The sequence below is a fragment of the Polaromonas sp. P1_E12 genome, assembly GCF_056405975.1.
Window position 1 is genome coordinate 82,060 of record NZ_JBFUBB010000006.1, and the last position, 24,789, is coordinate 106,848.

Genomic DNA, 24,789 nt, shown 5'->3' on the forward strand with positions numbered 1-24,789 from the left:
ATATGAAATGCTCTAAACGGAACTTTTTGCACATCAGCTTCGCGACGTTCGTTGGCACCGGGTTTGCCACCGCGTCCTCAAGCACTGAAGCGGCCGCATCAGGCGATTTATTGGGGCGCTGGGAGGTTGAAAACTCTACCGAGAATCACGAGTTGCAGGGCGTCAAGTCGCTGCTGATTAATGCCGATGGCAGCCTGGTCAAGTACTACAAGTCGTCTGACTTCCAGAAGCGGTGGAGCATCTCGAAAGGAAACCTGGTGCTTGCAGATGTGCAGGGCGTTACCCCGGGCCCACCTGAAGAGTTTGTCGCAACCTTCGCTGACTCCAACAAGCAACAGCTGCGCTTGAAAGTCGTGAATTCACGCCACGCCAAGGAGATCAGGCTGGTCAAAGTCCGCTAAGCCTCGCGGCACGAAGGAAACATATAAAACCCGCGTTCCCATCATCGCAGGCACAAACCGCCTATTGCACGTGGCATTCCCGCCGCAGCAGGGCCAGCGCGTCGTGTAGCGCATGGACGGCATCGCTTTGCAGCGCGGCCTGCGCCTCTTCTACAAAGTCATCCCACAAGCTGGCGTAGGCGTCCTGGTGCTGCACCGGCGCGTGGTCCACGATGTACTGGTGGGCCAGCTCGGGCTTGAAACCGGATTTGCGGATCTTGCGCAGCAGGGTTGCGGCGCTTTTCCCGGTCAGCAGGGTCTTGGGTGCGGAACCGGCGGCTACGCATAGAAACAGGGTCAACAGTGAACCATCGTCCGCATTGCCACCGGTCACCTTGCTCCACACGGCGGATGCCTGACGGTCATGGTGATCGACCTCGTTCAGCCCGTCTTCCACCCAGAAGTACCGGCCCATGAAGGCCGGGCTGCGGTCAAACAGCTGGCGCGTCGGCAAGGCCGGATCGAGTATTTTGGGCGCGTCGGCCATCACGGACTGCCGCACCGCCTCGACCACATCCCGAAGGTGGGCAGACAGCTTTTTCGGGACGGCGAGCGGTAGCGCAGCCGCAACCACAGGCGGAACGGCCCCGTGCTTTTTGCGCAAGGCGGCAATCATCTTCTCGAACGCGACCCAGTCGGGCATCTCGGTGCGGCCCGTCGCCAGAACCAGCAAGGCGGTGCGAATCACCGCTTCGGCATCCGCACCCGCATCATCGAGTTCGGCCGCGTCCATGCCCAGCTCGCCGGCAAGCCAGACGGCAGCATCCACCACCTGCGCCACCTGGCTGCGCCGGGCAAGTTCGGCCTGGTAGTCGGCCAGGTTGCGCAGCGACCATTTGGCCAGCAGCGGAATGTGCTCGTCGGTGAAGCCGCTGCGTTCATTCATGCCGAAGTGGCTGTTTTGCGGCATGGCGATCAGGGCTTTGAGCATGTCCGAGCCGCCCTTGGAACGTGACAGCAGCGAGAAATCGCGCAGCGATTCAGCCGCCTGCTGCAGGTCACCCTGGCAGGAGTTTTCGAGGTACAGACTGATCAGGTTCACCATGCGATCGCGGGCTTTTTCAAGGTCCGGGCGCAGGAACTCATTGCCGAAATAACGCGCGATCTGCACCATGCCTTTGGGGCCTTCGACCCGCATGGCTTCGATTTTTTCGGCACCGATGATGCCGTGCTGCACGCCGTACTGCAGCGCCTTTTCAAAAAAGGCGCGCGTATCGTAGAGCGAGATGGCGGAAGGCGAAGACATGGGCGTTTGCAAGTTCAGATCGCTGATTCCTCGTCGGACTCGCGCGCCGTCGGTGTGGCCTTGCCGCGATCGGTGTCGCCGGTCTCGACCTTGCCGTCGTCCTGCGCATCGTCCTCGTTCTCGTCTTCCTCATCGCCTTCGGAAGTTATCGCCTTGTGGGCACTGCCCTTGGCGCGCAGCACCATCAGCATTTCAATAAACAGGTCCGGCAGTTCATAACGCAGCAGCCAGGCGAGCTGCATCCAGTCCTGGTCGGCGATTTCATCCAGCTGGACACGCGGCCTTTCGTAGGCCGAGGCCAGCAGCGCGGACTGGGACAGCATCTTGCCGTACTCGTCGGCCAGCTCAAAGCTGCCGCTGCGCGCAAAGGCCTCGACACGGCTCCACTGGTCTGAAAAATAATCGGCGAGGGCTTCGCTGCCGCCGTCCAGATCGCCGATCGCGGTGAGAAATTCCAGCGGGTCCGCGTCCTCCCGGAAGATCACCGCATTGACCATGCCGCGCAGGTGCGTGCGGGTCAGGTCCTTGTAGAGCTTTTCAATCACCACGGCGCGGGCAAACTGCGCGGGCGTGACCAGCAGGCTGACCACCGACTCGCGAGAGTTGTCGTATTCGCGAATGACGGCCAGGACGTCCTTGGGCGGCAACTGCTCCAGCACCACCATCAGCGCTGCATCACCTTCGGCGTCGGCCAGCCCGACCAGCGCGGCCTCGGCGCCGACGATGTCGCCGGCCGCAATCAGGCTTTGGGTTTTTTCAATCAGGGCGAGATGGTTCGTCATCAGGGTTTTACCTTCCAGGTCATGCTTGCTTGGTGGCTTGCTTGCATCAGTCTTTGGCGTCAAAGCCCTGCTGGACCAGCCAGTCGGAACCTGCCTCGTGGCGTGCCCGGGCATCGGCGCTTTGCTCACGATCGTCATCGCCCTCAAACATTACCGGGGCGCCGTCACCATTCTCATCACTGTCTTCGTCGTCATCGCCGTCACCATCTGCTTCGGCGTTCACCATCGACGCGGCCACCGGCAGACCGGCCATGTATTCCAGCCCCGCGGTCAGCGTCAAAAATTTATCTCCGCCGGGCGCCTGCAGGACGATGTGCGCCAGGTCCTGGGCCCAGGGGGCCAGCACAAAGCCACCTGCCAGGCTGTTCCAGGCCGGAAAGCCATCGGCGTCGTGGCTATCGTGGCCGAGCAGGTGTTCCATCACGGCCTTTTCCGTGAAATCAAAACCCTGGTGAAACACCACCGCCACCATCTCGGGGCTGGTGTCCATCATCTGGACCAGAAAGGCCATCTCCGCGCGTTTGCCAGCCAGGCGCTGGTGCAGCACGTCACGCCCCTCAGAGTCGAATCGCAGGTCATCCATCTCGGACTGGTAGGCCGAGCGCAGGTCGAGGAAATAGGGGGAGACGCTCATGCTGCCGGGTTTTTCATGGGGTGTTCTTCTTTGGGTCAGCAAGGGTCACAGTAGCGGGTTGAAATAGTCGGCCCAGATGGCACGCGCCGTGTCTATCGGGCTGTCGAGCAGGTTGCGGCGGCGGTTGTCGTCATAAGCCTGGCGCTTGTCCGCATCCGACAGCACCTCATAGGCCTGCTGCACCGCCCTGAAACGTTCGGGCGCCTCGGGGTTGGCATTTTTGTCCGGGTGCCAGAAAGAGGCTTTCTGGCGAAAGGCTTTTTTGACATCGGCCAGCGTTGCGGCGCTGTCCAGCCCAAGGGCGGTGTAGAGATCAGTCATGCGAAGGTGGCTGTGTCCTGGACCGCAGGCAGGGAGCTGCACGGCATGTTGAAGGGCTCACGTACTGAGGGGGATTCGCCTGCGCACGCGGCGGAGGGAGCAAGGATTATGCCTGTCTGGGGCCATGCAGGGCTAGCGAGCGGTAATGGCCTTATTTAGCACTTGCGACCGCAGGCCGGGCCGCAGGGGTCCGAGATGGCGGCGGTGGTGCGCGAAAAGACCTTCGGGCCGGCGTCACCCATCGTCAACTTCGGCAACGTCTTCGCAACTCCAGAAGGCAGGATGTTCGGGAACCCCTTTAATTGGGGTATGACAGACCTAGCATGAGTTGCTAGAAGATCAAAAATCCACTACCACGAGCCACTCAGTTATACACTCCGCTGAATTGAGGAGTAGAGATGAGCCAACCGCTTGCCCCAAATTCGGGAAAAGATGAAATTGCTTCGATGCAGATCGTCATCGATGAATCTAAGAGTCGAAGCCATAACGAGGCAAACACTCGACACAAGATTATCGATTTCGTTCTTCACGATTTTCTGCATTGGCCCAGAAATCGTGTCTTTCACGAGGAGTACGTACATCCCGGGTTCGCAGATTTCATCCTAAAAAAAGGAAATGGCGACGCATTGATGGTGATCGAGGCAAAAAAAGAAGGCGTCTTCTTTGAGATCCCAGTTGCCTATAGCAACGACGAGACTTCAGGCTTCATATCAATCAAAAAACTCATCTCCGATGAAAACATCAAGAACGCCGTAACGCAGGTAAGACAGTATTGCTATGAGTTGGGTTGTGAATATGCTTGCATCACAAATGGTCACGAATGGATATTCTTCAAGACATTCGAGAAAGGGACTAAGTGGGACAGTCTTCAAGCATTTGTAGTGCGGCGCCTCGACTTTTTTGTTGCCGAATACACCAAGGCCGTGAACAATTTTTCGTTCATAGCCGTGACCGAACATTCGTCGCTGCCGGTACTCCTCACAAGTGCTCACCCTAAGGACCGTAGCATCTTCTTCCCAAAAGAGAAAATCGCATCCTACGCTCACCCAATAACTGCGAATCGTTTAGCAACCGGGTTGAGGCCAATAGTAAAAAAGTACTTTGGCGTTATTGGCGATGACGATAGAGACTTTATGGACAAATGCTACGTCTCTCAACGAGAGTATCACGGCACCTTTGAGGGGATGCGTACTCTCATACAGGACTCGTTAACACCATACTTTGAAGGCTACGGAGTTCAGCAACTAGAAGACACGGGAAAAGGTGGTCGTCTCGGTGGACGTATCGCAAAAAATCTAAAGCACAGGAGACAAGGAGAGGTTCTAGTACTGTTCGGCGGTAAGGGTTCGGGGAAGTCGACTTTTATCAAAAGGCTCTTGCACCACAATCCGCCAAAATGGTTGCTAGATCACGCAGTCATTTCTGTTATAGATCTGCTGAAAACCCCAGAGAATGAGGAAGTTATTAGGAAGACCATTTGGGACAGCCTCGTCTTAACTTTGGATCGAGATCAAATCCTTAAATCTGATCGCCAGGAGTTAATTGACAAACTCTTTAGTGATCGATTTGAAACGGCCAAACGGCAAGATCTGTCTGGTCTCGACTCTGCCTCAGAGCAATACAACCTTCACCTTAACAAGTTAATTTCTGAATGGAAGTCAGATAAGTTGTATTGCGCGAAGCGGCTCATGGAATATTGGGGTCATCATGACCGAGGAGTAATTGTTGCAGTAGACAACACTGACCAATACTCTTCAGCGATTCAGGATTTTTGCTTCACCTCAGCGCAAGAAATATCCAGGGAGCTCAACTGCATTGTGCTAATTTCAATGCGAGAAGAGCGGTTTTACGATTCCAAAATCCATGGGGTATTGGACGCTTTTCAAAAATCCGGTTTTCACATAAGTTCGCCCAAGCCAGCGGAGGTGTTCAAGAAACGCTTGGACTATGCGGTGAAGTTGCTAAACAACGAGGGCGCAGACAACCCTGAGATAAGTTCAATGGCCGGCTCCAAGATCGACTGCATCAAGTACTTGAATATTTTGAGTCGCGAGTTTTCTAACGATGTCTCTCCATTAAATAATTTTCTAACCGCATGTGCACACGGCGACATAAGGCTATCTCTGGATCTTTTTAGTAGCTTTCTACTTTCCGGGTACACAAATGTGGAAGAAATGATTGGCACGGGACACTGGACATTTAAGATCCATCAGGTCATCAAACCGGTGATGGTGCCAACACGTTATTTTTATGATGAGAATCTAAGTGATATACCAAATATTTATCAACTTCGCTCGCCTCGACACGGGTCTCATTTCACTAGTCTGAGGATTCTCAGGAAAATTTCGAAGGGTGTGGATATCTCTGCTCCTTCATATTTCTCTGTTGCAGAGTTACGCAGTTATTTTGCGGACACCTTCAACATGATTGAAGATTTCGAACGAAATCTCGACGTCTTGCTAAAGCATGGTTTTATTGAGGCAAACAATCGCTTAGATTTCTATTCACCCTCAGTTGATTTAGTAAAGATCACCAACTACGGGTTGTATATCTTCAATGATCTTGCGTTCTACTTCACATACCTCGATCTCATATGTACAGACTGCGGCATCTTCGATCAGCAGACCAGTAACTATCTCGCTGATGCTGCTAAAAGGGAGTACGCCTTGTTCAGTAGAGGAGAGAGAATTGAACGGATAAAGGTCCGACTAGAGCGAGTCGAGAATTTTATTAGCTACCTCGGCAAAGAGGAAAGTAATGAAAGAGAAAGCTACTCTCTCGGAATGCCTGAAAGCGAAATGTTCACCGCTAGGGCAAAACTTGACTTTGCGCGAGAACGATCCGCCGTCCTCAAGAGCGCGAAGAAGCAGCCTCACGCACGCGGGAACGGGGGGACAACTTATAAGTGACGCCCCGTCGAGCAGCATATGGCGCACTTGCACCACGGACCAACCTAACCCGCGCGTAAGGTACTGGTATCCACCCTTAAATACACGCAGACCTGTCGACTCAGTCTCTCAACTCCACTCCGACAACCGCCCCGACACCAACCTGAACCGTCGCCCGCATCGCGAGGCCAGCGTCTCATCATGCGTGACCAGCACAAAGGCCGTACCGAAGTCGCGCGCAAGTTGCAGCATCAGTTCAAACACACCGTCTGCCGTGCTTCGATCCAGATTACCCGTCGGTTCATCAGCCAGCACACAAGCAGGCTGTGTGACCAGCGCGCGGGCGATTGCTACGCGCTGACGTTCACCGCCTGAGAGTTCTGCGGGGCGGTGATGAATGCGGTCTTTCAGCCCCACAGCCGCCAGCATCTTGGTCGCGATTCGCGCACATTCCGCAGGCGATTCACGCCGGATCCACAGCGGCATGGCAACGTTGTCGAGCGCGCTGAATTCGGGCAACAAATGGTGGAACTGATAGACAAAACCCAGGTGCTTGTTGCGCAGGTCGCCTTGCTGTTGGGGGGACAGGGCTGACAGCGTTTTGCCTTTGAGTTCGACCTGTCCGCTGGTGGGTCCGTCCAGCCCGCCCATCAAATGCAGCAATGTGCTTTTGCCGGAGCCCGAAGCGCCGACGATGGCCAGCGTTTCGCCGGCATGCACCTGCAGGTCTACGCCGTGCAGCACGGTCAAATCGATCAGGCCTTCGTGGAAGCGCTTGGTGAGGCCCTTGGCCGTGAGGACGATCTCCCCATTCAAGCCGGGGCCGCGGGACTGGCTTTGCCCGACCGCAGGTGCAGTGGCCCCTTCTCCGCGTGAAAGGGGCGGCGAAACGCCGGAGGCTGACGAAGTCGGGAGCGTGGGGGTCATATTATTCATAACGGAGGGCCTCCGCCGGGTTCACGCGGCTGGCGCGCCAGCTGGGGTAGATGGTGGCCAGGAAGGACAACACTAAAGAGATGACGACGATCGGCATGATGTCGGCGTATTGCGGTTCACTGGGCATGCGGCTGATGAGGTAAATGTCTTTGGGCAAAAAGCTGGCATTGAGCGCGCGCTCAATCGCCGGCACGATGACGTCGATGTTGAAGGCTATGCCCAGGCCCAGCAGCAGGCCCGAGAGCGTGCCGATGACGCCGACCAGTGCGCCCTGCACCATGAAAATTTTCATGATGCTTTTGGGGCTGGCGCCCAGCGTGCGCAAGATGGCGATGTCAGCGCGCTTGTCGGTCACCGTCATGACCAGGGTGCTGACGAGGTTGAAGGCCGCCACCGCAACGATGAGTGTGAGGATGATGAACATCATGCGTTTTTCAAGCTGCACGGCGGCAAACCAGGTTTTGTTCTGGCGGGTCCAGTCGCGAATCAACAAATCACCGCTCAGGCTTCTTGACAGCTCAAACGCCACTTCACGCGCCTGATGCAGGTCTTTGAGCTTGACGCGGATGCCGGTGGGCCCTTCGAGGCGAAAGATTCGCGCGGCGTCGTCCTGGTGCATCATGACCAGGGCCGAGTCGTATTCAAAATGGCCGGAGTCAAAGGTGCCGACCACCGTCATTTGCTTTAAGCGCGGCACCACGCCCGCCGGGGTGACCTGGCCGCTGGGCGCAATCAGGGTGACGCTGTCGCCCTCACGCACACCCATGGCGCGGGCCAGCTCGCCGCCCAGCACCACGCCGAAGCTACCGGGCACCAGCTTGGCCAGCGTGGGGCCAGACGTTACGGCGAGGTCGGTGACCTGGCCTTCGAGTGACGGGTCTATGCCGCGCACGACGGTGCCCTTCATGTCTTCGCCGCGTGCCAGCAGGGCCTGCGCGGCGATGAAGGTGGCGGCGCCGGTGACTTGCGGGTTGGCCTTGATTTCAGCCAGCGTTTTTTGCGGGTTCAGCAAGGCAGCGCCGTTGGGGGCGAACACCTCGATGTGCGAGATGACGCCCAGCATGCGGTCGCGCACTTCTTTCTGGAAGCCGTTCATCACGCTGAGCACGATGATGAGCGCGGCCACACCGAGCGCAATGCCCAGCATGGACACGCCTGAAATAAAAGAAATAAAGCCGTTGCGCCGGGTGGCACGGCCGGCGCGGGTGTAGCGCCAGCCCACTATCAGCTCATAAGGAATTTGCATACTTAACCTGGTAGTCGTTGCGGGCCACGGGTGGCCAACTCGAACGGATTCTTATAGGGTGCGATTTAAGCGCCCAAATTGAGCGCCCAAATTTGAACGCCAATTGTGGCATCCCGGACAATAGCCCCATGTCAGCCAATTCCCCCACTCCTTTTGCAGGGCCGCAGCTGCTGCTTCCCTTTGCGGCCTGCAGTGCAGAGGCCTGGCTGCCCACCATGAAGGCGCTGCCGGCGCAAAGCACGCACAACCAGAGCCAATTGCTCAAAGGCATGAAGTCAGTACACACTGATACGGCAGATGCACACACGCTCTCGCCACCGCACGAGCGAGCCCTGGGCCAGGCGCTGGGCCTTGCCACTGCGGACACGCCCGACGGGCTGATCCCGTGGGCGGCGCAAGATGCGGCGCAACACCTGCAGGCAGGCACCGGCAAGGCCTGGGCCTGGGTGACGCCCTGCCACTGGGCCATGGGCCGCGAACACGCCACGCTGACGGACCCGGCCGCGCTGGGCCTGGATGAAACCGAGTCCCGCGCGCTGCTGGCGGCCATGCAGCCTTACTTTGATGGCGACGGCATCACGCTGCACTATGTGCCTGCCCTGGGGCCGTCGCGCTGGCTGGCCGAAGGCGAGCTGTTTCGGAACCTGCCCACGGCCTCACTGGATCGCGTGCTGGGCCGCAATGTGGACCCGTGGCTGCCCAAGCAGAGCAAGGACGATGCCCAAGGCACAGCCCGCAAGATGAAATTGCTGCAGAACGAAATGCAGATGCTGCTGTACACCCACGCGCTGAACGATGAACGCGCCGAGCGCCGCCAGCTACCGGTCAATTCTTTCTGGCTGAGCGGCAGCGGCGCCCTGCCCGCCGGGTATGCACCCACCAGCCAAACTCCGGCCGTGCCGCGCAGCCTGGCGCAAGCGGTGTTTACCGACGACTGGCAAGCCTATGCCCAGGCCTGGGCCGCACTGGATGCAGGCGAGATTGCGCAACTGCTGGCCCGCCAGCGCGCGGGCGAGGCCGTGCGGCTGACGCTGTGCGGCGAGCGCGGCTGGCAAACTTTTGAGACGCACCAGGCCGGCCTCATGGCCAAAATTTCAAGCCTTTTGATGCCGCAGCCCTTATGGTACGTGCGCGACCAGCTATAAAAAAGATAGTAAACACACATGAAAATACAGGTGCGCGATGTGCCCCCGCGCAGCGTCTGGGCGCTGCAGCAAGCCGGCATTCACCCGCTGCTGGCGCAGCTCTATGCCGCGCGCGGCGTGAGCGCGGCCGACGAGCTGGACGACGGCCTGGCCCGGCTGCTGCCGCCCGCTTCACTGCACGGCGCCGCTGAGGCGGCGCGCCTGCTGGCCGACGCGATGGCGGCCGGCAAAAAGATCTGTGTGGTGGCCGACTACGACTGTGACGGCGCCACCGCCTGCGCCGTGGCGCTGCGTGGCCTCAAGCTGCTGGGTGCGCAGCATGTCAGCTACCTGGTGCCCGACCGCGTGACCGACGGCTACGGCCTCACGCCTCCGATTGCCGAGCGCGTGAAAGCCGCTGGCGCTGACGTGCTGGTGACGGTAGACAACGGCATCGCCAGCATCGACGGCGTAGCGCGCGCCCGCGCCCTGGGCATGCAGGTGCTGGTGACAGACCACCACCTGCCTGCGCTGAAAGACGGCGAAGTGGTGCTGCCCGAGGCCGACGTGATCGTCAACCCAAACCAGCCTGGCTGCACGTTTGAAAGCAAGTCGATTGCCGGCGTGGGCGTGATGTTTTATGTGCTGCTGGCGCTACGTGCCGAATTGCGCACGCGCGGTGTGTTTGACGCGGGTCCCGCCGCCGGGCCGCCCCTAGGCGGGACAGCCCCCTCGGGGGGCAGCGCAGCACACGCAGTGGCAAGCGTGGGGGCCAATCCCCAGCCGAAGCTTGATACGCTGCTGCCGCTCGTTGCGCTGGGCACCGTCGCCGACGTGGTGAAGCTGGACGCCAACAACCGCCGGCTGGTAGCGCAGGGCCTCAAGCGCATACGCACGGGCCATTTGCCCGCAGGCCTTGCCAGTTTGTTCAAGGCAGCGGGCCGGCAGGCGCCCGTGGCCACCACGTTTGACTTTGCCTTTGCGCTGGGTCCGCGCATCAATGCGGCGGGCCGGCTCAGCGACATGACGCTGGGCATTGAATGCCTGCTGACCGACGACGCGGCGCGCGGCGATGAGCTGGCGCAAATGCTGGACGGCATCAACCGCGAGCGCCGCGACATTGAAGCCGGCATGCGCGAGCAGGCGCAACTGGCGGCCGACGCGATGATTGACGAGGATGAGGAACCGCCGCCGGCGATTGCCATCTTCGACCCGGAGTTCCATGAAGGCGTGGTCGGCATCGTCGCCTCACGCGTCAAAGACAAGCTGCACCGCCCGACGTTCGTGTTTGCCGCCAGCCAGGCCGACGGCAAGGAGCACGAGCTCAAAGGCTCGGGCCGCTCGATTCCGGGGTTTCACCTGCGCGACGCGCTGGACCTGGTGGCCAAGCGCCACCCCGGCGTGCTGCTGCGCTTTGGCGGCCACGCCATGGCAGCCGGCTGCACCATTGCCGAAGAGCACTTTGAGGTGTTCGAAAGTGCGCTGCAGCAGGTGGCGCACGAATGGCTGGACGCCGCCACGCTGACGCGCCGCATGGACACCGACGGCCCGCTGCCGGCCGAATACCGCCGCACCGACGTGGTCGACACGCTGCACAAGGAGGTCTGGGGCCAGGGTTTTGCAGCGCCGACCTTCAGCGAAGTGGTGGAAGTCGTGTCGCAGCGGCTGGTGGGTGAAAAACACCTGGCGCTCAAGCTCAAGCACCAGGGCCAGCCGGTCGACGGCATCTGGTTCGGCCACACCGAATCACTCCCCGCGCGGGTCAAGCTGGCCTTCAGGCTGGATGCGGATGAGTGGCAGGGCGTGAAGCGGGTACGGTTCCTGGTGGAAGGCGCGGAGCTTTAGGCGGAGCGCTGCGCTCGCTTGGCAGCCGATGCACCTTCTGCCGCCCAGACCTCCAGGCCTCCACGCTGTAGCGCTTGTCCGACGGCTGCAGGGTGGAGCCACCTACAGCTGGCCGCCGACGCGGCGGGAATGATGACGCGAAGGTGCCCAACCCGGTGCGCCGCCTACCACCCCCTGAGGCATCCATGAACACCATCATTTATATCGTCGGCCTTGTTGTCATCATCGGCGCCGTCCTGTCTTACTTCGGTTTTCGCTGAAATTTCAAGAAATCGGGGCTCTGGCCAACAGGAACGTGCGCGAGCAGCTCCTGAATTCATAGCAAATCGGGCTTCAATCTTTACTCCAAATGAGAGCAATTCTCATTTAAGATGGGTTTCCCCTCTTCCTTCGGCTGCGGATCGCCGGTTGTGGAGTGGGGCACCTTCATCTTCTGGAGACCCGACATGCAAGGACCCCGTACCTCTCTGCCCGGCCTTGACCGTGAACACCGCGCTCTGCTCGCCCAGTGCGGCGAGATCCAGAAGCGCTGCAGCACCGTGATTGCCGCACAGGCTGCGGAAATCGCGCGCCTGCAATCCCAGGCGGTGCGCCTGCGCGCGGCGGCGATGGTGCGGGAGACGGCGCTGGCCTGGGAGCGTGAAGACCGCCAGGCCGTGGAGGCGGCCATCCCCGGCCTGCCCAAACGGCTGACGCTGGCGCGCCGGGTGGAGTGGCTGATGGGCCGTGTCCATGATTTGCAGGGTTTGGTGCGGGAACGCCTGGGCCGGCAAAAGAACACGGCGGCCCCGGCCACGCTGGCGGCGGCTTTATCAGCTTCGCAAGCCACAGCCGCCCTGCATGAAAAGTCGGTGCTGTGCGTGGGCGAGCAAGGCGCCGGCACCACCGCAGCCCGGCGTGTTGTTGAAATGGCTGGCGGGCACTTTTTGCACCATGCGGGTGACGACCTGCAGGACGCAGCCGCACTGGAGGCCAGCCTGGTCGCCGCCGACCTGGTGATCTGCCAGACCGGCTGCGTGAGCCACGACGCCTACTGGCGCGTGCAGGACCACTGCCGGCGCACCGGCAAGCAGTGTGTGCTGGTGGGCCAGCCGCAGGCTATGCAGTTTGTGCGCAGCCGGCAGGCGCCTGGCCTGCCAATCACTCCAGAAACCCAGAATATCAAGTCAAAAACGGCTCCAGCCTTTTAAGAGCTTGCGCGAGCAGCTATTGATTTAATAGCACCTCAGCAAGTTCTGCCGATGTCACTGCAACGCAAACTCACCGCCACGCGCAATCGCACGCTGGTAGGCGGGCCTGGCGTGGATGCGTGCCAGGAAATCCATCAGCCTGGGCCGGCTCTCGTTAAGCCCGCCGCGCGCGGCAGCCGCCTCCAGCGGAAAGCTCATCTGGATGTCTGCGCCGCTGAACTCGGCGCCGGAAAACCAGTCGCTTTGGCCCAACGACATTTCCAGGTAATCCAGGTGCTGCCGCAGTTGCGGCTCGATAAACGTCTTCTTGACTTTGCCGGCAATGGCGCGGGCTATCGGCTTGGCGAAGAACGGCATGGGAGAGTTTTCCACCTTGTCGAACACCAGCTTGAGGAGCAGCGGCGGCATGGCCGAGCCTTCGGCGTAATGCAGCCAGTAGGTGTAGCGCAGGTGCGCAGGCGTGCCGGCCTCGGGCGCCAGGCGGCCGGCGCCGTAGCGCGCCACCAGGTATTCAATGATGGCACCCGACTCGGCCAGCGTGAACTCACCATCGGTGATCACCGGCGATTTTCCCAGCGGGTGCACCGCGCGCAGTGAAGGCGGCGCCAGCATGGTTTTGGGGTCGCGCTGGTAGCGCTGGATTTCATAGGGCAGGCCCATCTCTTCCATCAGCCAGAGGATGCGTTGCGAGCGGGAATTGTTGAGGTGATGCAGGGTGATCAAGTGCGGCTCCATAAGACGGAAGCGCTGATGGTAGGCCATGGATTGCTGGCTTCAAGCTCCGGCGGCGACAGGAAGAAAACCTGAAAAGGGCAGGTGGCACCCCAGGGTGGGCACACCCAAACCTGACAGCGGAAGTTTCAGGAACTTCTGGTTACAGCATGCACCAGCATGGCAGGCAGGCACGGCTTCCTCGGCACCAGAAGCATGCATTTTGTACACAATCTTGAGATAAATCGCGTACAAAGCTGGCACAAGCCTTGCACAGAAGCTTGGCATGAACGCTCTTGCCAGCCCGCCTCCCGCCGCCATTGAAGCCATTGCGCTGACCAAACGGTATGCGCAGCAAGACAAGCCGGCGGTTGACGGCATCAACCTGCGCATTGCCAGCGGCAGCTACTGCTGCCTGCTCGGGCCTTCGGGCTGCGGCAAAAGCACGACGCTGCGCATGATGGCGGGCCACGAATCCGTTACCAGCGGCGACATCCTGCTGGAAAACCGCAACATCACCGACCTGCCCGCCGCCGGCCGCGGCACGGCCATGATGTTCCAGAGCTTCGCGCTGTTTCCGCACCTTTCAGCGCTCGACAACGTGGCCTTCAGTTTGAAGATGAAAGGCGTGGACAAGGCGGCCCGCCGCCAGCAGGCCAAAGATTTGCTGGAACGCGTGGCGATGGGCCACCTGGCCGAGCGCAAGCCGGCCGAGCTTTCCGGCGGGCAGCAACAGCGCGTGGCGCTGGCGCGCGCGTTGATCACGCAGCCGCGTGTGCTGCTGCTCGATGAGCCGCTGTCGGCGCTGGACCCTTTTCTGCGCATCCAGATGCGCGCCGAGCTGCGGCGCTGGCAAAAAGAGCTGGGGCTCACCTTTATCCACGTCACGCACTCGCAGGAAGAAGCCATGGCATTGGCCGACACCATGGTGGTGATGAACCACGGCTTGATCGAGCAAGTCGGTTCACCGCACGAAATCTACAACCGCCCCGCGAGTGAATTTGTGGCGCGCTTCATGGGCGGGCACAACGTGCTGGACACCCCCGCCGGCAAGATCGGCGTGCGCACCGACCACATGCAGATCACCCCGGCCGGCCAGGCCGCACCCGACGCAGCGCACAACCGGCGTGCCGTGGTGACCGATGTCGAATACCAGGGGCCCTATGTATTGCTGGGCCTGCAAAACCCGGGCGTATCGCCGACGGCCCACAGCACGGCCGAGTTGTCGGTGATGGTGCCCGAGGCAACGTTTGCGGCCCAGCCTTATGCGCCGGGCGACAGCGTGCAGCTGTCATGGGCGCCCGAGGCGGCGCACACGCTGCAGGCAGCCGTTCCTGCCTGACGCGTACAGAGGTACAGATTTTTTCCACCCGTCCCTTCGCAAGAAGATTTCCACCCAAGCCACCAGGAGTTTTCACCATGTCCGACGCTCTTCCTGATCAAAAAGACACCGCCACCGACACCACCGTGGGCGGCGTGCCGCGCCGCGCTTTGCTCAAGGGCACAGCCGGCATTCTGGCCACAGGCCTGTTCCCGGCCGTGCACGCGCAGGAAAAAATCGTGCTGCGCTACCTGGGCACCGCGGTCAACCAGGACAAGGCGATTGCCGAGAAGTTCAAGGCCGACACCGGCATCACGATTCAGTACGTGGCCGTGACCACCGACGACGTGACCAAGCGCGCCGTGACCGCGCCCAACAGCTTTGACCTGATCGACACCGAGTACTTCTCGCTGAAGAAAATCGTGCCCACCGGCAACCTGAAGGGCATAGACACCAAGCGCATCAAGAATGCCGACAAGATCACCTCGCTCTTCACCACCGGCACTGTGGCAGGCAAGGCCGTGGGTGACCAGGGCACCGCACCCAAGAAGGTAATTTACCTGGAAGGCGAAAAAAGCAAGGTCTTCGCCAAGAGCCCGACGCAGTTCATGTCGCTCATTCCCACGGTGTACAACGCCGACACGCTGGGGATTCGCCCCGATTTGATCAAGCGCCCCATCAGCTCCTGGGCCGAGCTGCTGAACCCCGAGTTCAAGGGCAAGGCGGCCATTTTGAACATTCCTTCGATCGGCATCATGGACGCCGCCATGGTGGTGGAAGCCAAGGGCATCTACAAGTACCCGGACAAGGGCAACATGACCAAGAAGGAGATCGACCTGACGATCGCCACCCTGATCGAAGCCAAGAAGGCCGGGCAGTTCCGCGCGCTGTGGAAAGACTTCAATGAGTCCGTCAACCTGATGGCCTCGGGCGAAGTAGTGATCCAGTCGATGTGGAGCCCCGCCGTGACGGCCGTGCGCACCAAGGGCATCGCCTGCAACTTCCAGCCGCTCAAAGAAGGCTACCGCGCTTGGGCCGCCGGCTTCGGCCTGCCCGCCACGCTGTCGGGCAAGAAGCTGGACGGTGCCTATGAGTTCATCAACTGGTTCCTCGACGGCTGGGCCGGCGCGTATCTGAACCGCCAGGGCTATTACAGCGCCGTGCTGGAAACCGCCAAGGCCAAGATGGAAGCCTACGAGTGGGCCTACTGGATGGAAGGCAAGCCGGCCTCGCAGGACATCAAGAGCCCGAATGGCGATGTACTGGCCAAAACCGGCGCGGTGCGCGACGGCGGCAGTTATGAAGCGCGCATGGGCGGCATCGCCTGCTGGAATGCGGTCATGGACGAGAACAATTACATGGTGCAGAAGTGGAATGAGTTCGTAGCGGCCTAAAAATTGGCACACCCCTGTTGACGCTCACTTCGTGTAGCGTCCTCTCCCCTTGCAGGGGACGACACTTGCGGCCCGGCAAAGCCGGTTCCGCGGTGTCCTGGAACAGGCTTCGCTTCGCTTGCCCTTGGTAGCTCATTTTTTTACTTTTGGATATTTATGGGTGCTCCTGCTGTTGCTGCGCATTCCGCTCCGGTCAAGGCGCCGGGGCGCGGCCTTGCGGCCTGGTGGCAGGCTACGCCGTTGACGGCGGTGTTTGTGGTGTTCTTTCTGGTTCCGCTGGCGCTGGTGTTGATGGTGAGCTTTTGGGACTTCAATGAGTATGAGTTGCTGCCGGGCTTTACGCTGAAGAATTACTTCGCCATCTTTGAAGGTTGCGGCAACACCTCGGAGCTGTGCGTCACTTTCAAAACCTATTTGTCGACCTTCAAGTTCAGTTTCCTGGTCTGGTTGATCACGCTGGTGACGGGGTTTTCGGTGTCGTACTTTCTGGCTTTTTATGTGCGCTCGCAAAGCGTGCAGACGCTGCTGTTCGTGCTGTGCACGATCCCGTTCTGGACGTCCAATGTGATCCGTATGATCTCGTGGGTGCCGCTGCTGGGCCGCAATGGCCTGGTGAACCAGAGCCTGACGGGCCTGGGCATCGTGAACCAGCCTGTCGAGTGGTTGCTGTTTTCGGATTTTTCGGTGGTGCTGGCGTTTGTGCACCTCTACACCATGTTCATGATCGTGCCGATCTTCAATTCGATGATGCGCATAGACCGCAGCCTGATCGAAGCGGCCAACGACAGCGGCGCCTCGGCCTGGCAAACGCTGTGGAACGTCATCGTGCCGCTGTCGCGCACGGGCATCATCATCGGCTCGATTTTTGTCATCACCATCGTGATGGGCGACTTCGTGACCATCGGCGTCATGGGCGGCCAGCAGATCGCCTCCATCGGCAAGATCATCCAGGTGCAGACTTCTTACCTGCAGTTTCCGCTGGCGGCGGCCAATGCGGTGATCCTGCTGGCTATTGTGCTGATGATCATCTGGGCGTTGACCCGCCTCGTCGACATCAGAAAGGAACTATGACCCCCACGCTTGTCACTTCGTGTACTGCGCTGCCCCCCGAGGGGGCTGGCCTTGCTTGGGGCGGCCCGGCGCTGCGGCCCCTTCTGCGAAAGTTCTAAGCTATGTCCGAAAAACGCACCGCCGGCTTCTGGTTCCTGGCCGCATTCTTTGCGCTGTTTGTGCTGTTCCTGTATGGCCCGATGTTTGTCATCGTGGTGCTGAGTTTTCAGGGGCCTGAAGGGGGACTGACGTTTCCGCTGCGCGGTGTGTCGCTGCACTGGTTTTACAAACTGGCCGAAGGGCTTGGCGTGGTGGACATTGGCGCGGCGCTCAAGCGCTCGCTGGGCCTGGGCCTGGCCGTGATGGCTTTCACGGTGGTGCTGTCGGTGCTGGCCGGCCTGGCGTTTCGCAAGAAGCTCGCGGGCGGCAACACGCTGTTTTTTGTGGTGGTGGCCAGCCTGATCATGCCGTCCATCATCGTGTCGCTGGGCATTGGCCTGGAGTTTCGCCTGCTCGACACCGGCGTCAAGAAAGCGCTGGAGGCTTTCGGCATGGCCGAGGCGCTGGAAGGCTACGGCACGTCGCTGGGCTTGTTCACCTCGGCGCTGGGCGCGCACCTGACCTGGACGCTGCCCTTTGGCCTCTTGATCATGTTTGCGATTTTCAACCGCTTCAACCCGGCTTATGAAGAAGCCGCGCGCGACCTGGGCGCCACGCCGTGGCAGGGTTTCCGGCATGTGGTGCTGCCGCTGATCGCACCGTCGGTGGTGGGCATCGGCATGTTTGGTTTTACCCTGAGCTGGGACGAAATCGCCCGCACCTCGCAGGCCATCGGCGACGTGAACACCCTGCCGCTGGAGCTGCAGGGGCTGACCACCACCGTCACCACGCCGTCCATTTATGCTCTGGGTACCGTCACCACTGTGGTGTCGTTGCTGGTCATGGCGCTGGCCCTGGGCCTGGCCTGGTGGCTGGGCCGCCGGCAAAAGAAAGGCACCCGATGAGCGAGGCAACGCCCGTAACCCAGGCAACCCCCCTGACCGACAGCGAAATGTATGAGCGCGTGATCTCGGCCATCCTGGACCACCGCCTGCCGCCGGGCACCAAGCTGGTCGAAGACAAGCTGGCCGGTGCCTTCGGCGTGTCGCGCACGCGCATACGCCCGGTGCTGGTGCGCCTGGCCAATGAACAGGTCGTTACCCTCATCCCCAACCGCGGCGCCACCGTGGCCCAACCCACCGAGCAGGAGGCGCGCGAAGTCTTCGAGGTGCGCCGGCTGATTGAACCCACGCTGGTGGAGCTCTTCATTGCCAAGGCGAGCGAGGCCGACATGCAACAGCTCAAACGCTGCATCGACGACGAGGAAGCCGCGCGCCTGGCCGGCGACATGCACCGCGCGATCCGCCTGTCGGGCGACTTTCACCTGCAGATCGCCGAACGCGCGGGCCACCAGACGCTGGGCCGCATCCTGCGCGAGCTCACCTCGCGCACGTCGCTGATTTTGATGACCTACAGCACATCCCACAAGGACAGCCGCGACGAAGCCGCCGCCTGCGGCTGCCGCGAGCACCGCAAGCTGCTGGACGCGATTCGCCTGCGCGACGTCCAGGAAGCCGCGCGCCACATGCGCGAACACCTGACGCGGCTGGAGTCGCAGCTGCAGTTCACGCCGCCGGCGGATGATGCGCCCGACCTGTCCACGCTGTTTAGTTGATGGCCCCCACGCTTTTCACTTCGAGCCTGCGGCGCGCTGCCCCTTTCCTCTCGTATTGGGGCCGCCCGCTTGCGGCCCGGCAAAGCCGGTTCAGCGGGGACTACCAGCAGGGGCCGCGGGACTGGCTTCGCCAGACCGCAGGCGCCGCCCCCTTGAGGGGGGAACAAGCTACACGAAGTGAGCTTGGACAGGGGTGTACCTATTTCACCGCCCCCTTGAGGGGGGAACAGGCTACACGCAGTGAGCCTGGACAGGGGTGAATTCTTAACCATGCGTAAGCTATTGGTCATTAATCCAAACACGTCGACTTCGGTCAGCGCCTTGCTGCAGACCCACGTACAAGCCGCCGCCGGGCTGCACGTGCAGGTGCGCACCGTCACCGCGCGCTTCGGCGCGCCCTATATCTCGGATGAAGCCAGTTACGCCGTCGCCTCTCACGCCACGCTGGACGCCTGGGCCGCTGCGCTGGCCGGCACAGGTGAAACGGGTGGCGCACCTGAAACGCCTGATGCGGTGCTGATCGGCTGCTTTGGCGACCCAGGCCTGCTGGCGTTGCGCGAAAGCAGCCCGGTGCCGGTCACCGGCCTGGCCGAGGCGGCGTTTATCGAGGCGGCGCGCCACGGACGCTTTGCCATCGTCACCGGGGGCGAGCGCTGGGGGCCGATGCTGCAGCGGCTGGCCCAGGCGCTGGGCCATGCGCCTTCGCTGGCCGGCATCCACACCGTTGCCCCGACCGGTGCACAGCTTGCGGCCGACCCTGCCGCCGCGCGCACCCTGCTCGCCCAGGCCTGCCGCGACGCGGTGCGCCAGCTGGGCGCGCAGGCCGTCATTCTGGGTGGTGCAGGCCTGGCAGGCATGGCCGCGACCCTGCAACCCGGGGTGAGCGTGCCGCTGATCGACAGCGTGCTGGCCGGCGCCCACTGGGCCCTGCGCAGCCATGCACCGCCACCGCAGCGCAGCCAGCCGGGCTTCGACGTGCCGTGGGAGAAACTCTCGCCGGAGCTCACTGCTTTGGGGCTTTAAGGCTGTAGCCCAACAGGAACGGGCGCAAGCAGCTATATATTTCATAGCAGCCGGTCATTTCAAGCGTAGTGGCGCATATCAGGCGAGGCAGGGAACGCTATTAAATTTATAGCTGATCGCGCTTGCCTATATTGGTCTGGCGGCCTGAAACATCTCAAAACCGCCTTCAGTGCAAGGGCATCGCGCGCACGCGCAAAGCGAGCCTTCTGGGGTCAGGGAGATTGCACCCGGCCTGCACCAATACCCCGCAAAGCCTAAAATGGCTCAGTGACTCCCAAAAACATCCTGAATGCCGACCTGCACTGCCACTCTGTGGTGTCAGACGGCACGCTGACACCGGAGGCACTGGCTGAACGGGCCAAGGCCAACGGGGTCGAACTCTGGGCCCTGACAGACCACGACGAAATAGGCGGCCAGCACCGTGCCGCCGCCGCTGCCAAAGCGCAGGGCATGCACTACCTCACGGGCACCGAGGTGTCCGTGACCTTCGCGGGGCAAACGGTCCACATTGTTGGCCTGGGCTTCGACGCCAACGACCCTGCGATGCAACAAGGCCTGCGCAATACGCGCGGCGGCCGTGAACAGCGAGCCATGGAGATGTCGGACTCGCTGGCCAAGGTCGGCATCATGGGTGCTTACGAAGGTGCATTGAAGTTTGTCGGCAACCCCGAGCTCATTTCACGCACACACTTTGCCCGCTTCCTGGTGGAATCCGGCGTGTGCCGCGAAACACCTGAGGTCTTTCGCAAATACCTGACCGAAGGCAAGCCCGGCTATGTGCCCCACCGCTGGGCCAACCTGCGCGACGCCGTCACCTGGATCACCGAGGCCAAGGGCATTGCCGTGATTGCGCACCCGGGCCGCTACAAGTTCACCCCCAACGAGGAATACGCCTTGTTCACCGAGTTCAAGTCCCATGGCGGGCGTGGCGTGGAGGTTGTCACCGGCAGCCACACGCCGCAGGAATACCTCAAATACGCCGAAACGGCGAAAGAGTTCGGCCTGGCCGCTTCGCGCGGCAGCGACTTCCACAGCCCCGACGAAAGCCACACCGACCTGGGTACCCTGCCATTCCTGCCTGGCGAACTGACACCGGTGTGGGAGCTGCTGGTGGACCGCATCCAGTGATGGCCGGCCCCGCGAGAAAAACCTCTCCTGCCCTGACCGGCATTGCGCTTCTGGTAGCCGCCATGGCCTGCTTCGCCGCGCTGGACACCACCACCAAACGGATATCGCTGAGCGTGCCCATCCTGATGGCGCTGTGGTTTCGCTATGCGTTCCAGGCCGTGGCCACGACCGTGGTGATGCTTCCTGCGCGCGGGCGAACGCTGTTTCGAACGGCGCATCCCAGGTTCCAGCTTTTACGCGGCGTACTGCTGCTGACCAGCAGCGGGTTGGCGTTTTTCAGCCTCAAATACATGCCCGTGGGCGAGTTCACGGCCATCATCATGATCACGCCGCTGGTCATCACCCTGCTGGCATCGCTACAGCTGGGTGAGCGCGTACCGGCGTTGCGCTGGGGGCTGGTCCTGGGAGGCTTTGCCGGTGCGCTGATCATCATCCGGCCGGGAAGCTCCGGCTTTGACTGGACGCTGCTGCTACCGCTGAGCCTGGTGGTGTCCAATGCCTGGTTCCAGATTTTGACCAGCCGCCTGGCCCGTACCGAAGACCCGGCGACCATGCACTTCTACACCGGCTGGGTGGGCACGCTCATCGCCTCGCTGGCCCTTCCCTTTGTCTGGACTTCGCTGGATTCCTGGGTGCTTTGGGCCTGCCTGTGCCTGATGGGTTTCCTCGGAGCCGTCGGGCACTTCATGATGATTCTTGCCTATGCGCGCACCACTGCATCAACCCTGACGCCGTTCCTTTACGCCCAAATCGGTTTTGCCATGCTGGGCGGATGGCTGATCTTTTCCCATGTTCCGGATCAGTGGTCGCTGCTCGGCATTGCCATGATTACCGTGTGCGGAGCCACTGGCGCCTGGCTTGCGGTACGCGAGAGCCGCATCATCATTGAACCCACCGAATCCTGAACCCCAAGCCGGCGGCAAACCTGTATGGCACAGTTTTTTGAAGTTCACCCCGAAAACCCGCACACCCGCCTGCTCAAGCAGGCGGTGGCGCTGCTTGAACGCGGCGGCATTGTGGCCGTGCCAACCGACTCCAGCTATGCGCTGGTATGCCACCTTGACGACAAGACCGCGGCCGACAGCCTGCGCCGCATTCGCGGCGTCGACGATAAGCACCACCTCACCCTGCTCTGCCGCGACCTGAGCGAGCTGGCGAACTACGCGCGGGTGGACAACAAACAATTCCGGCTGCTCAAGGCCGCCACGCCAGGGCCCTACACCTTCATCCTCGAAGCCAGCAAGGAAGTGCCGCGCCGCGTGAGCCACCCGTCGCGCAAGACCATAGGGCTGCGCGTGCCCGAACACAAGGTGCTGCAGGCACTGCTGGAGCTGCATGGCGCGCCGCTGCTGGCCACCACGCTGATCCCCCGGGACGGCACCGTGCCGTTGAACGACGCGCACGAAATCCGCGAGCTGCTGGAGCATGAGCTGGCTGCCGTGATCGATGCAGGCGCCTGCCACCAGGAGCCGACCACGGTGATCGACCTGACGGCCATGGGCGACGGCGGCGAGCCTGTCGTGGTGCGGCAGGGCCGGGGCGAGCTGGCGGCATTGGGCCTTTAAGCCTTCCGCGCGGCAGAGCCGCCAGGGCGTCTGAGACAATCGCGGCATGGATATCGCCAACCTGATTCAAACCATTGCGGTCTACGCCTTGCCGGTGCTGTTCGCAATTACGCTGCATGAGGCAGCTCACGGCTATGTCGCGCGCTATTTCGGCGACAACACGGCCTGGATGCTGGGCCGTATCACGCTCAATCCGGTAAAGCACATCGATCCGGTGGGGACCATCCTCATGCCGGCCTTGATGTACCTGACGACGTTTGCCATCCCCGGCGGCCCGTTTATCCTGGGTTACGCGAAACCGGTTCCGGTGCAATTCGGCAATCTGCGCAATCCGAAGCGAAACATGATCTGGGTGGCACTGGCCGGCCCCGGCATTAATTTTGTACAAGCCATTTTCTGGGGCGTCCTGTTTCTGACCCTGCGCAACATCAACGGCAACTCAGAAGACTTCTTTTCACAGATGGCCACGGCGGGGATACAGGTCAACCTGGCACTTGCGGTGCTGAACCTGTTCCCGCTGCCGCCCCTGGATGGCGGGCGCGTTGCCGTCGGCATACTGCCGTGGAAGTATGGGCAGTACCTTGCACGCATCGAACCCTTTGGCTTTTTTATCGTTCTGGGCCTCATTGTCCTGAAGGTATTTGGCCCTCTCTGGATGCAGCCCATGATGGCGCTGTCTTTTTCCCTCCTCAATCTGGTCCTTACGCCTTTAAAGTTGATCTTCTGATGAGGTCAACTCCGGCAACACTCTCATGACAAGCAACGCCACTACCCGTTTCCTCACCGGCATCACCACCACCGGTACGCCCCACCTGGGCAACTATGTCGGCTCGATCCGGCCGTCGGTCCAGGCCAGCTTTCGCGACGATGTCCGCAGCTTTTACTTCCTGGCCGACTACCACGCACTGATCAAATGCGATGAACCCGCGCGCATCCAGCAGTCCACACTCGAGATCGCGGCGAGCTGGCTGGCCGCCGGGCTGGACCCGGAGCGCGTGACGTTCTATCGCCAGTCCGATATCCCGGAAATCCCTGAGCTCACCTGGCTGCTGACCTGCGTCACGGGCAAGGGCGTGCTCAACCGTGCCCATGCCTACAAGGCCTCTGTCGACAAGAACGAGGCGGCCGGCAACGACCCTGACGCTGACGTCACCGCCGGCCTCTTCATGTACCCGGTGCTGATGGGCGCGGACATCCTGCTGTTCAAGACGCACAAGGTGCCGGTGGGGCGCGACCAGATCCAGCACATCGAAATGGCGCGCGACATGGCGCAGCGCTACAACCACCTGTACGGTGAGCACCTGGTGCTGCCCGAAGCGGTGGTGGAGGAATCAGTCGCGCTGCTGCCCGGGCTGGATGGACGCAAGATGAGCAAGAGCTATGACAACACGATTCCGCTTTTCACCCCACGCGAGCAGATGCGCAAGCTGATCGCCGGCATCCTCACCGATTCACGCGCACCGGGCGAACCCAAGGAAGTCGAGGGCTCGGCGCTGTTCCAGATTTACCAGGCCTTTGCGAGCGCGGACGAAACCCAGGCCCTGCGCAAGGCCTATGCCGAAGGCATTGCCTGGGGCGATGCCAAACAGCTGCTGTTCGAGCGCATTGACCGTGAAGTAGTGCCCATGCGCGAGCGATACCACGACCTCATCAGCGACCCGGCAAAGATCGAGGCGACCTTGCAGGCGGGTGCGCAGAAGGCGCGCGCGGAGGCCACGCCTTTCATGGGCGAGTTGCGTCGCGCCGTTGGTTTGCGCAACCTCGCGATAAAGCCGGCTGGCACGTCGAAAGGGAAGTCAGTCAAAAGTGTTGCTCCGGCCTTCAAGCAATACCGTGAGAAGGACGGCCAGTTCTATTTCAAGCTGCAGGACGCTGATGCCAAGGTGCTTTTGCAGAGCCAAGGCTTTGAATCTCCCCGTGAAGCCGCGCTGATAATTTCCACCCTGCAGAACGAAGGGGCCGGTGCGCTTGCTGCACTGCAAGATAAGCTTCAAATCTTGCCCGGTATCGAGGCAGCCGAGGTGGAAACAGCGCTACGTTTCTTTGCACCTGTAACTCCCTGAGTTGCGGTATTAAGCAATTTGGGCCAGGGGCTTTGATCATGCGCGGCGGCCTTCGACAGAATCACATTGGTACGAAAGACTTATTCATTGTTGTTTTAGGGTATTACCACCCTGAAAAAATACCGCAATTTCAAGTTTATTAGTGCCCCAAAGTTGACATTCACCAGT

The 24,789-nt window shown here is 61.0% G+C and carries 24 protein-coding genes; 16 read left to right on the forward strand and 8 right to left on the reverse strand.

Going from position 1 to position 24,789, the window contains the following annotated elements; translation table 11 throughout:
* The first annotated feature begins 2 nt into the window (after positions 1 to 2).
* Positions 3 to 401, forward strand: coding sequence for a hypothetical protein (locus tag AC1D13_RS17020; protein ID WP_477689971.1), 399 nt, complete (start codon positions 3 to 5; stop codon positions 399 to 401).
* A 61-nt stretch (positions 402 to 462) separates the two neighbouring features.
* Here AC1D13_RS17020 and AC1D13_RS17025 read toward each other — a convergent pair whose 3' ends face one another.
* From AC1D13_RS17025 to AC1D13_RS17040, 4 genes are read right to left on the reverse strand one after another with little or no spacing between them, the layout of a single operon-like run.
* Complete coding sequence (locus AC1D13_RS17025) at positions 463 to 1,686, reverse strand: hypothetical protein (RefSeq protein ID WP_477689972.1); 1,224 nt, start codon at positions 1,684 to 1,686, stop codon at positions 463 to 465.
* A 14-nt stretch (positions 1,687 to 1,700) separates the two neighbouring features.
* Positions 1,701 to 2,468 carry a hypothetical protein gene (locus AC1D13_RS17030; RefSeq protein ID WP_477689973.1) on the reverse strand — a complete coding sequence of 256 codons (768 nt, stop codon included), beginning with the start codon at positions 2,466 to 2,468 and terminating at the stop codon, positions 1,701 to 1,703.
* Positions 2,469 to 2,514: 46 nt separating this feature from the next.
* Complete coding sequence (locus tag AC1D13_RS17035) at positions 2,515 to 3,102, reverse strand: hypothetical protein (RefSeq protein WP_477689974.1); 588 nt, start codon at positions 3,100 to 3,102, stop codon at positions 2,515 to 2,517.
* A gap of 45 nt (positions 3,103 to 3,147) precedes the next feature.
* Entirely contained in the window at positions 3,148 to 3,423 is a 276-nt protein-coding gene (locus tag AC1D13_RS17040) for a DnaJ domain-containing protein (RefSeq protein ID WP_477689975.1), read from the reverse strand.
* A gap of 398 nt (positions 3,424 to 3,821) precedes the next feature.
* Here AC1D13_RS17040 and AC1D13_RS17045 point away from each other — a divergent pair, with 398 nt between their 5' ends.
* Positions 3,822 to 6,332: a hypothetical protein gene (locus AC1D13_RS17045; protein ID WP_477689976.1), complete on the forward strand. Its 2,511-nt coding sequence runs from the start codon at positions 3,822 to 3,824 to the stop codon at positions 6,330 to 6,332.
* A gap of 108 nt (positions 6,333 to 6,440) precedes the next feature.
* Here AC1D13_RS17045 and lolD read toward each other — a convergent pair whose 3' ends face one another.
* Positions 6,441 to 7,247: a lipoprotein-releasing ABC transporter ATP-binding protein LolD gene (lolD, locus tag AC1D13_RS17050; protein WP_477689977.1), complete on the reverse strand. Its 807-nt coding sequence runs from the start codon at positions 7,245 to 7,247 to the stop codon at positions 6,441 to 6,443.
* A complete protein-coding gene (locus AC1D13_RS17055; protein ID WP_477689978.1) occupies positions 7,240 to 8,493 on the reverse strand; it encodes a lipoprotein-releasing ABC transporter permease subunit in 1,254 nt (417 codons plus the stop codon). The genes lolD and AC1D13_RS17055 overlap by 8 nt, the downstream gene beginning before the upstream one ends.
* A gap of 128 nt (positions 8,494 to 8,621) precedes the next feature.
* Between AC1D13_RS17055 and AC1D13_RS17060 the strand changes: the two genes are divergently transcribed.
* The 3 genes from AC1D13_RS17060 (at position 8,622) to AC1D13_RS17070 (ending at position 12,652) form a co-directional block, all read left to right on the forward strand.
* Positions 8,622 to 9,638, forward strand: coding sequence for a hypothetical protein (locus tag AC1D13_RS17060; protein WP_477666136.1), 1,017 nt, complete (start codon positions 8,622 to 8,624; stop codon positions 9,636 to 9,638).
* Positions 9,639 to 9,656: 18 nt separating this feature from the next.
* Positions 9,657 to 11,462 (forward strand): single-stranded-DNA-specific exonuclease RecJ, encoded by a 1,806-nt coding sequence (recJ, locus tag AC1D13_RS17065; RefSeq protein ID WP_477666135.1) that lies wholly within the window; start codon positions 9,657 to 9,659, stop codon positions 11,460 to 11,462.
* A 446-nt stretch (positions 11,463 to 11,908) separates the two neighbouring features.
* Entirely contained in the window at positions 11,909 to 12,652 is a 744-nt protein-coding gene (locus AC1D13_RS17070) for a DUF2325 domain-containing protein (RefSeq protein WP_477689979.1), read from the forward strand.
* A 54-nt stretch (positions 12,653 to 12,706) separates the two neighbouring features.
* Here the strand turns inward: AC1D13_RS17070 and AC1D13_RS17075 are convergent, their stop codons facing one another.
* Entirely contained in the window at positions 12,707 to 13,375 is a 669-nt protein-coding gene (locus AC1D13_RS17075) for a glutathione S-transferase (RefSeq protein WP_477666133.1), read from the reverse strand.
* Positions 13,376 to 13,426: 51 nt separating this feature from the next.
* A complete protein-coding gene (locus tag AC1D13_RS17080) occupies positions 13,427 to 13,651 on the reverse strand; it encodes a hypothetical protein (protein WP_477689980.1) in 225 nt (74 codons plus the stop codon).
* Here AC1D13_RS17080 and AC1D13_RS17085 point away from each other — a divergent pair.
* The 11 genes from AC1D13_RS17085 (at position 13,650) to AC1D13_RS17135 (ending at position 24,621) form a co-directional block, all read left to right on the forward strand.
* Positions 13,650 to 14,705, forward strand: coding sequence for an ABC transporter ATP-binding protein (locus AC1D13_RS17085; protein WP_477689981.1), 1,056 nt, complete (start codon positions 13,650 to 13,652; stop codon positions 14,703 to 14,705). The genes AC1D13_RS17080 and AC1D13_RS17085 overlap by 2 nt on opposite strands.
* A gap of 77 nt (positions 14,706 to 14,782) precedes the next feature.
* Positions 14,783 to 16,078, forward strand: coding sequence for an ABC transporter substrate-binding protein (locus AC1D13_RS17090; protein WP_477685950.1), 1,296 nt, complete (start codon positions 14,783 to 14,785; stop codon positions 16,076 to 16,078).
* 156 nt (positions 16,079 to 16,234) lie between these two features.
* A complete protein-coding gene (locus AC1D13_RS17095; RefSeq protein ID WP_477689982.1) occupies positions 16,235 to 17,149 on the forward strand; it encodes an ABC transporter permease in 915 nt (304 codons plus the stop codon).
* Positions 17,150 to 17,250: 101 nt separating this feature from the next.
* Positions 17,251 to 18,132 (forward strand): ABC transporter permease, encoded by an 882-nt coding sequence (locus tag AC1D13_RS17100; protein WP_477689983.1) that lies wholly within the window; start codon positions 17,251 to 17,253, stop codon positions 18,130 to 18,132.
* On the forward strand, positions 18,129 to 18,842 hold the full coding sequence (locus tag AC1D13_RS17105; RefSeq protein WP_457279557.1) for a GntR family transcriptional regulator: 714 nt from the start codon (positions 18,129 to 18,131) through the stop codon (positions 18,840 to 18,842). Before AC1D13_RS17100 ends, AC1D13_RS17105 begins: the two co-directional genes overlap by 4 nt.
* 270 nt (positions 18,843 to 19,112) lie before the next feature.
* Entirely contained in the window at positions 19,113 to 19,865 is a 753-nt protein-coding gene (locus AC1D13_RS17110) for an aspartate/glutamate racemase family protein (protein ID WP_457279558.1), read from the forward strand.
* A gap of 267 nt (positions 19,866 to 20,132) precedes the next feature.
* Positions 20,133 to 20,993 carry a 3',5'-nucleoside bisphosphate phosphatase gene (locus tag AC1D13_RS17115; RefSeq protein WP_457279559.1) on the forward strand — a complete coding sequence of 287 codons (861 nt, stop codon included), beginning with the start codon at positions 20,133 to 20,135 and terminating at the stop codon, positions 20,991 to 20,993.
* Positions 20,993 to 21,898 carry a DMT family transporter gene (locus AC1D13_RS17120; RefSeq protein ID WP_457279560.1) on the forward strand — a complete coding sequence of 302 codons (906 nt, stop codon included), beginning with the start codon at positions 20,993 to 20,995 and terminating at the stop codon, positions 21,896 to 21,898. The genes AC1D13_RS17115 and AC1D13_RS17120 overlap by 1 nt, the downstream gene beginning before the upstream one ends.
* Before the next feature lie 24 nt (positions 21,899 to 21,922).
* Positions 21,923 to 22,558: an L-threonylcarbamoyladenylate synthase gene (locus AC1D13_RS17125; protein WP_457279561.1), complete on the forward strand. Its 636-nt coding sequence runs from the start codon at positions 21,923 to 21,925 to the stop codon at positions 22,556 to 22,558.
* Between the two features lie 46 nt (positions 22,559 to 22,604).
* Positions 22,605 to 23,285 (forward strand): site-2 protease family protein, encoded by a 681-nt coding sequence (locus tag AC1D13_RS17130; protein WP_457279562.1) that lies wholly within the window; start codon positions 22,605 to 22,607, stop codon positions 23,283 to 23,285.
* 25 nt (positions 23,286 to 23,310) lie between these two features.
* Positions 23,311 to 24,621 carry a tryptophan--tRNA ligase gene (locus tag AC1D13_RS17135; protein WP_477666127.1) on the forward strand — a complete coding sequence of 437 codons (1,311 nt, stop codon included), beginning with the start codon at positions 23,311 to 23,313 and terminating at the stop codon, positions 24,619 to 24,621.
* The last annotated feature ends 168 nt before the right edge of the window (positions 24,622 to 24,789 follow it).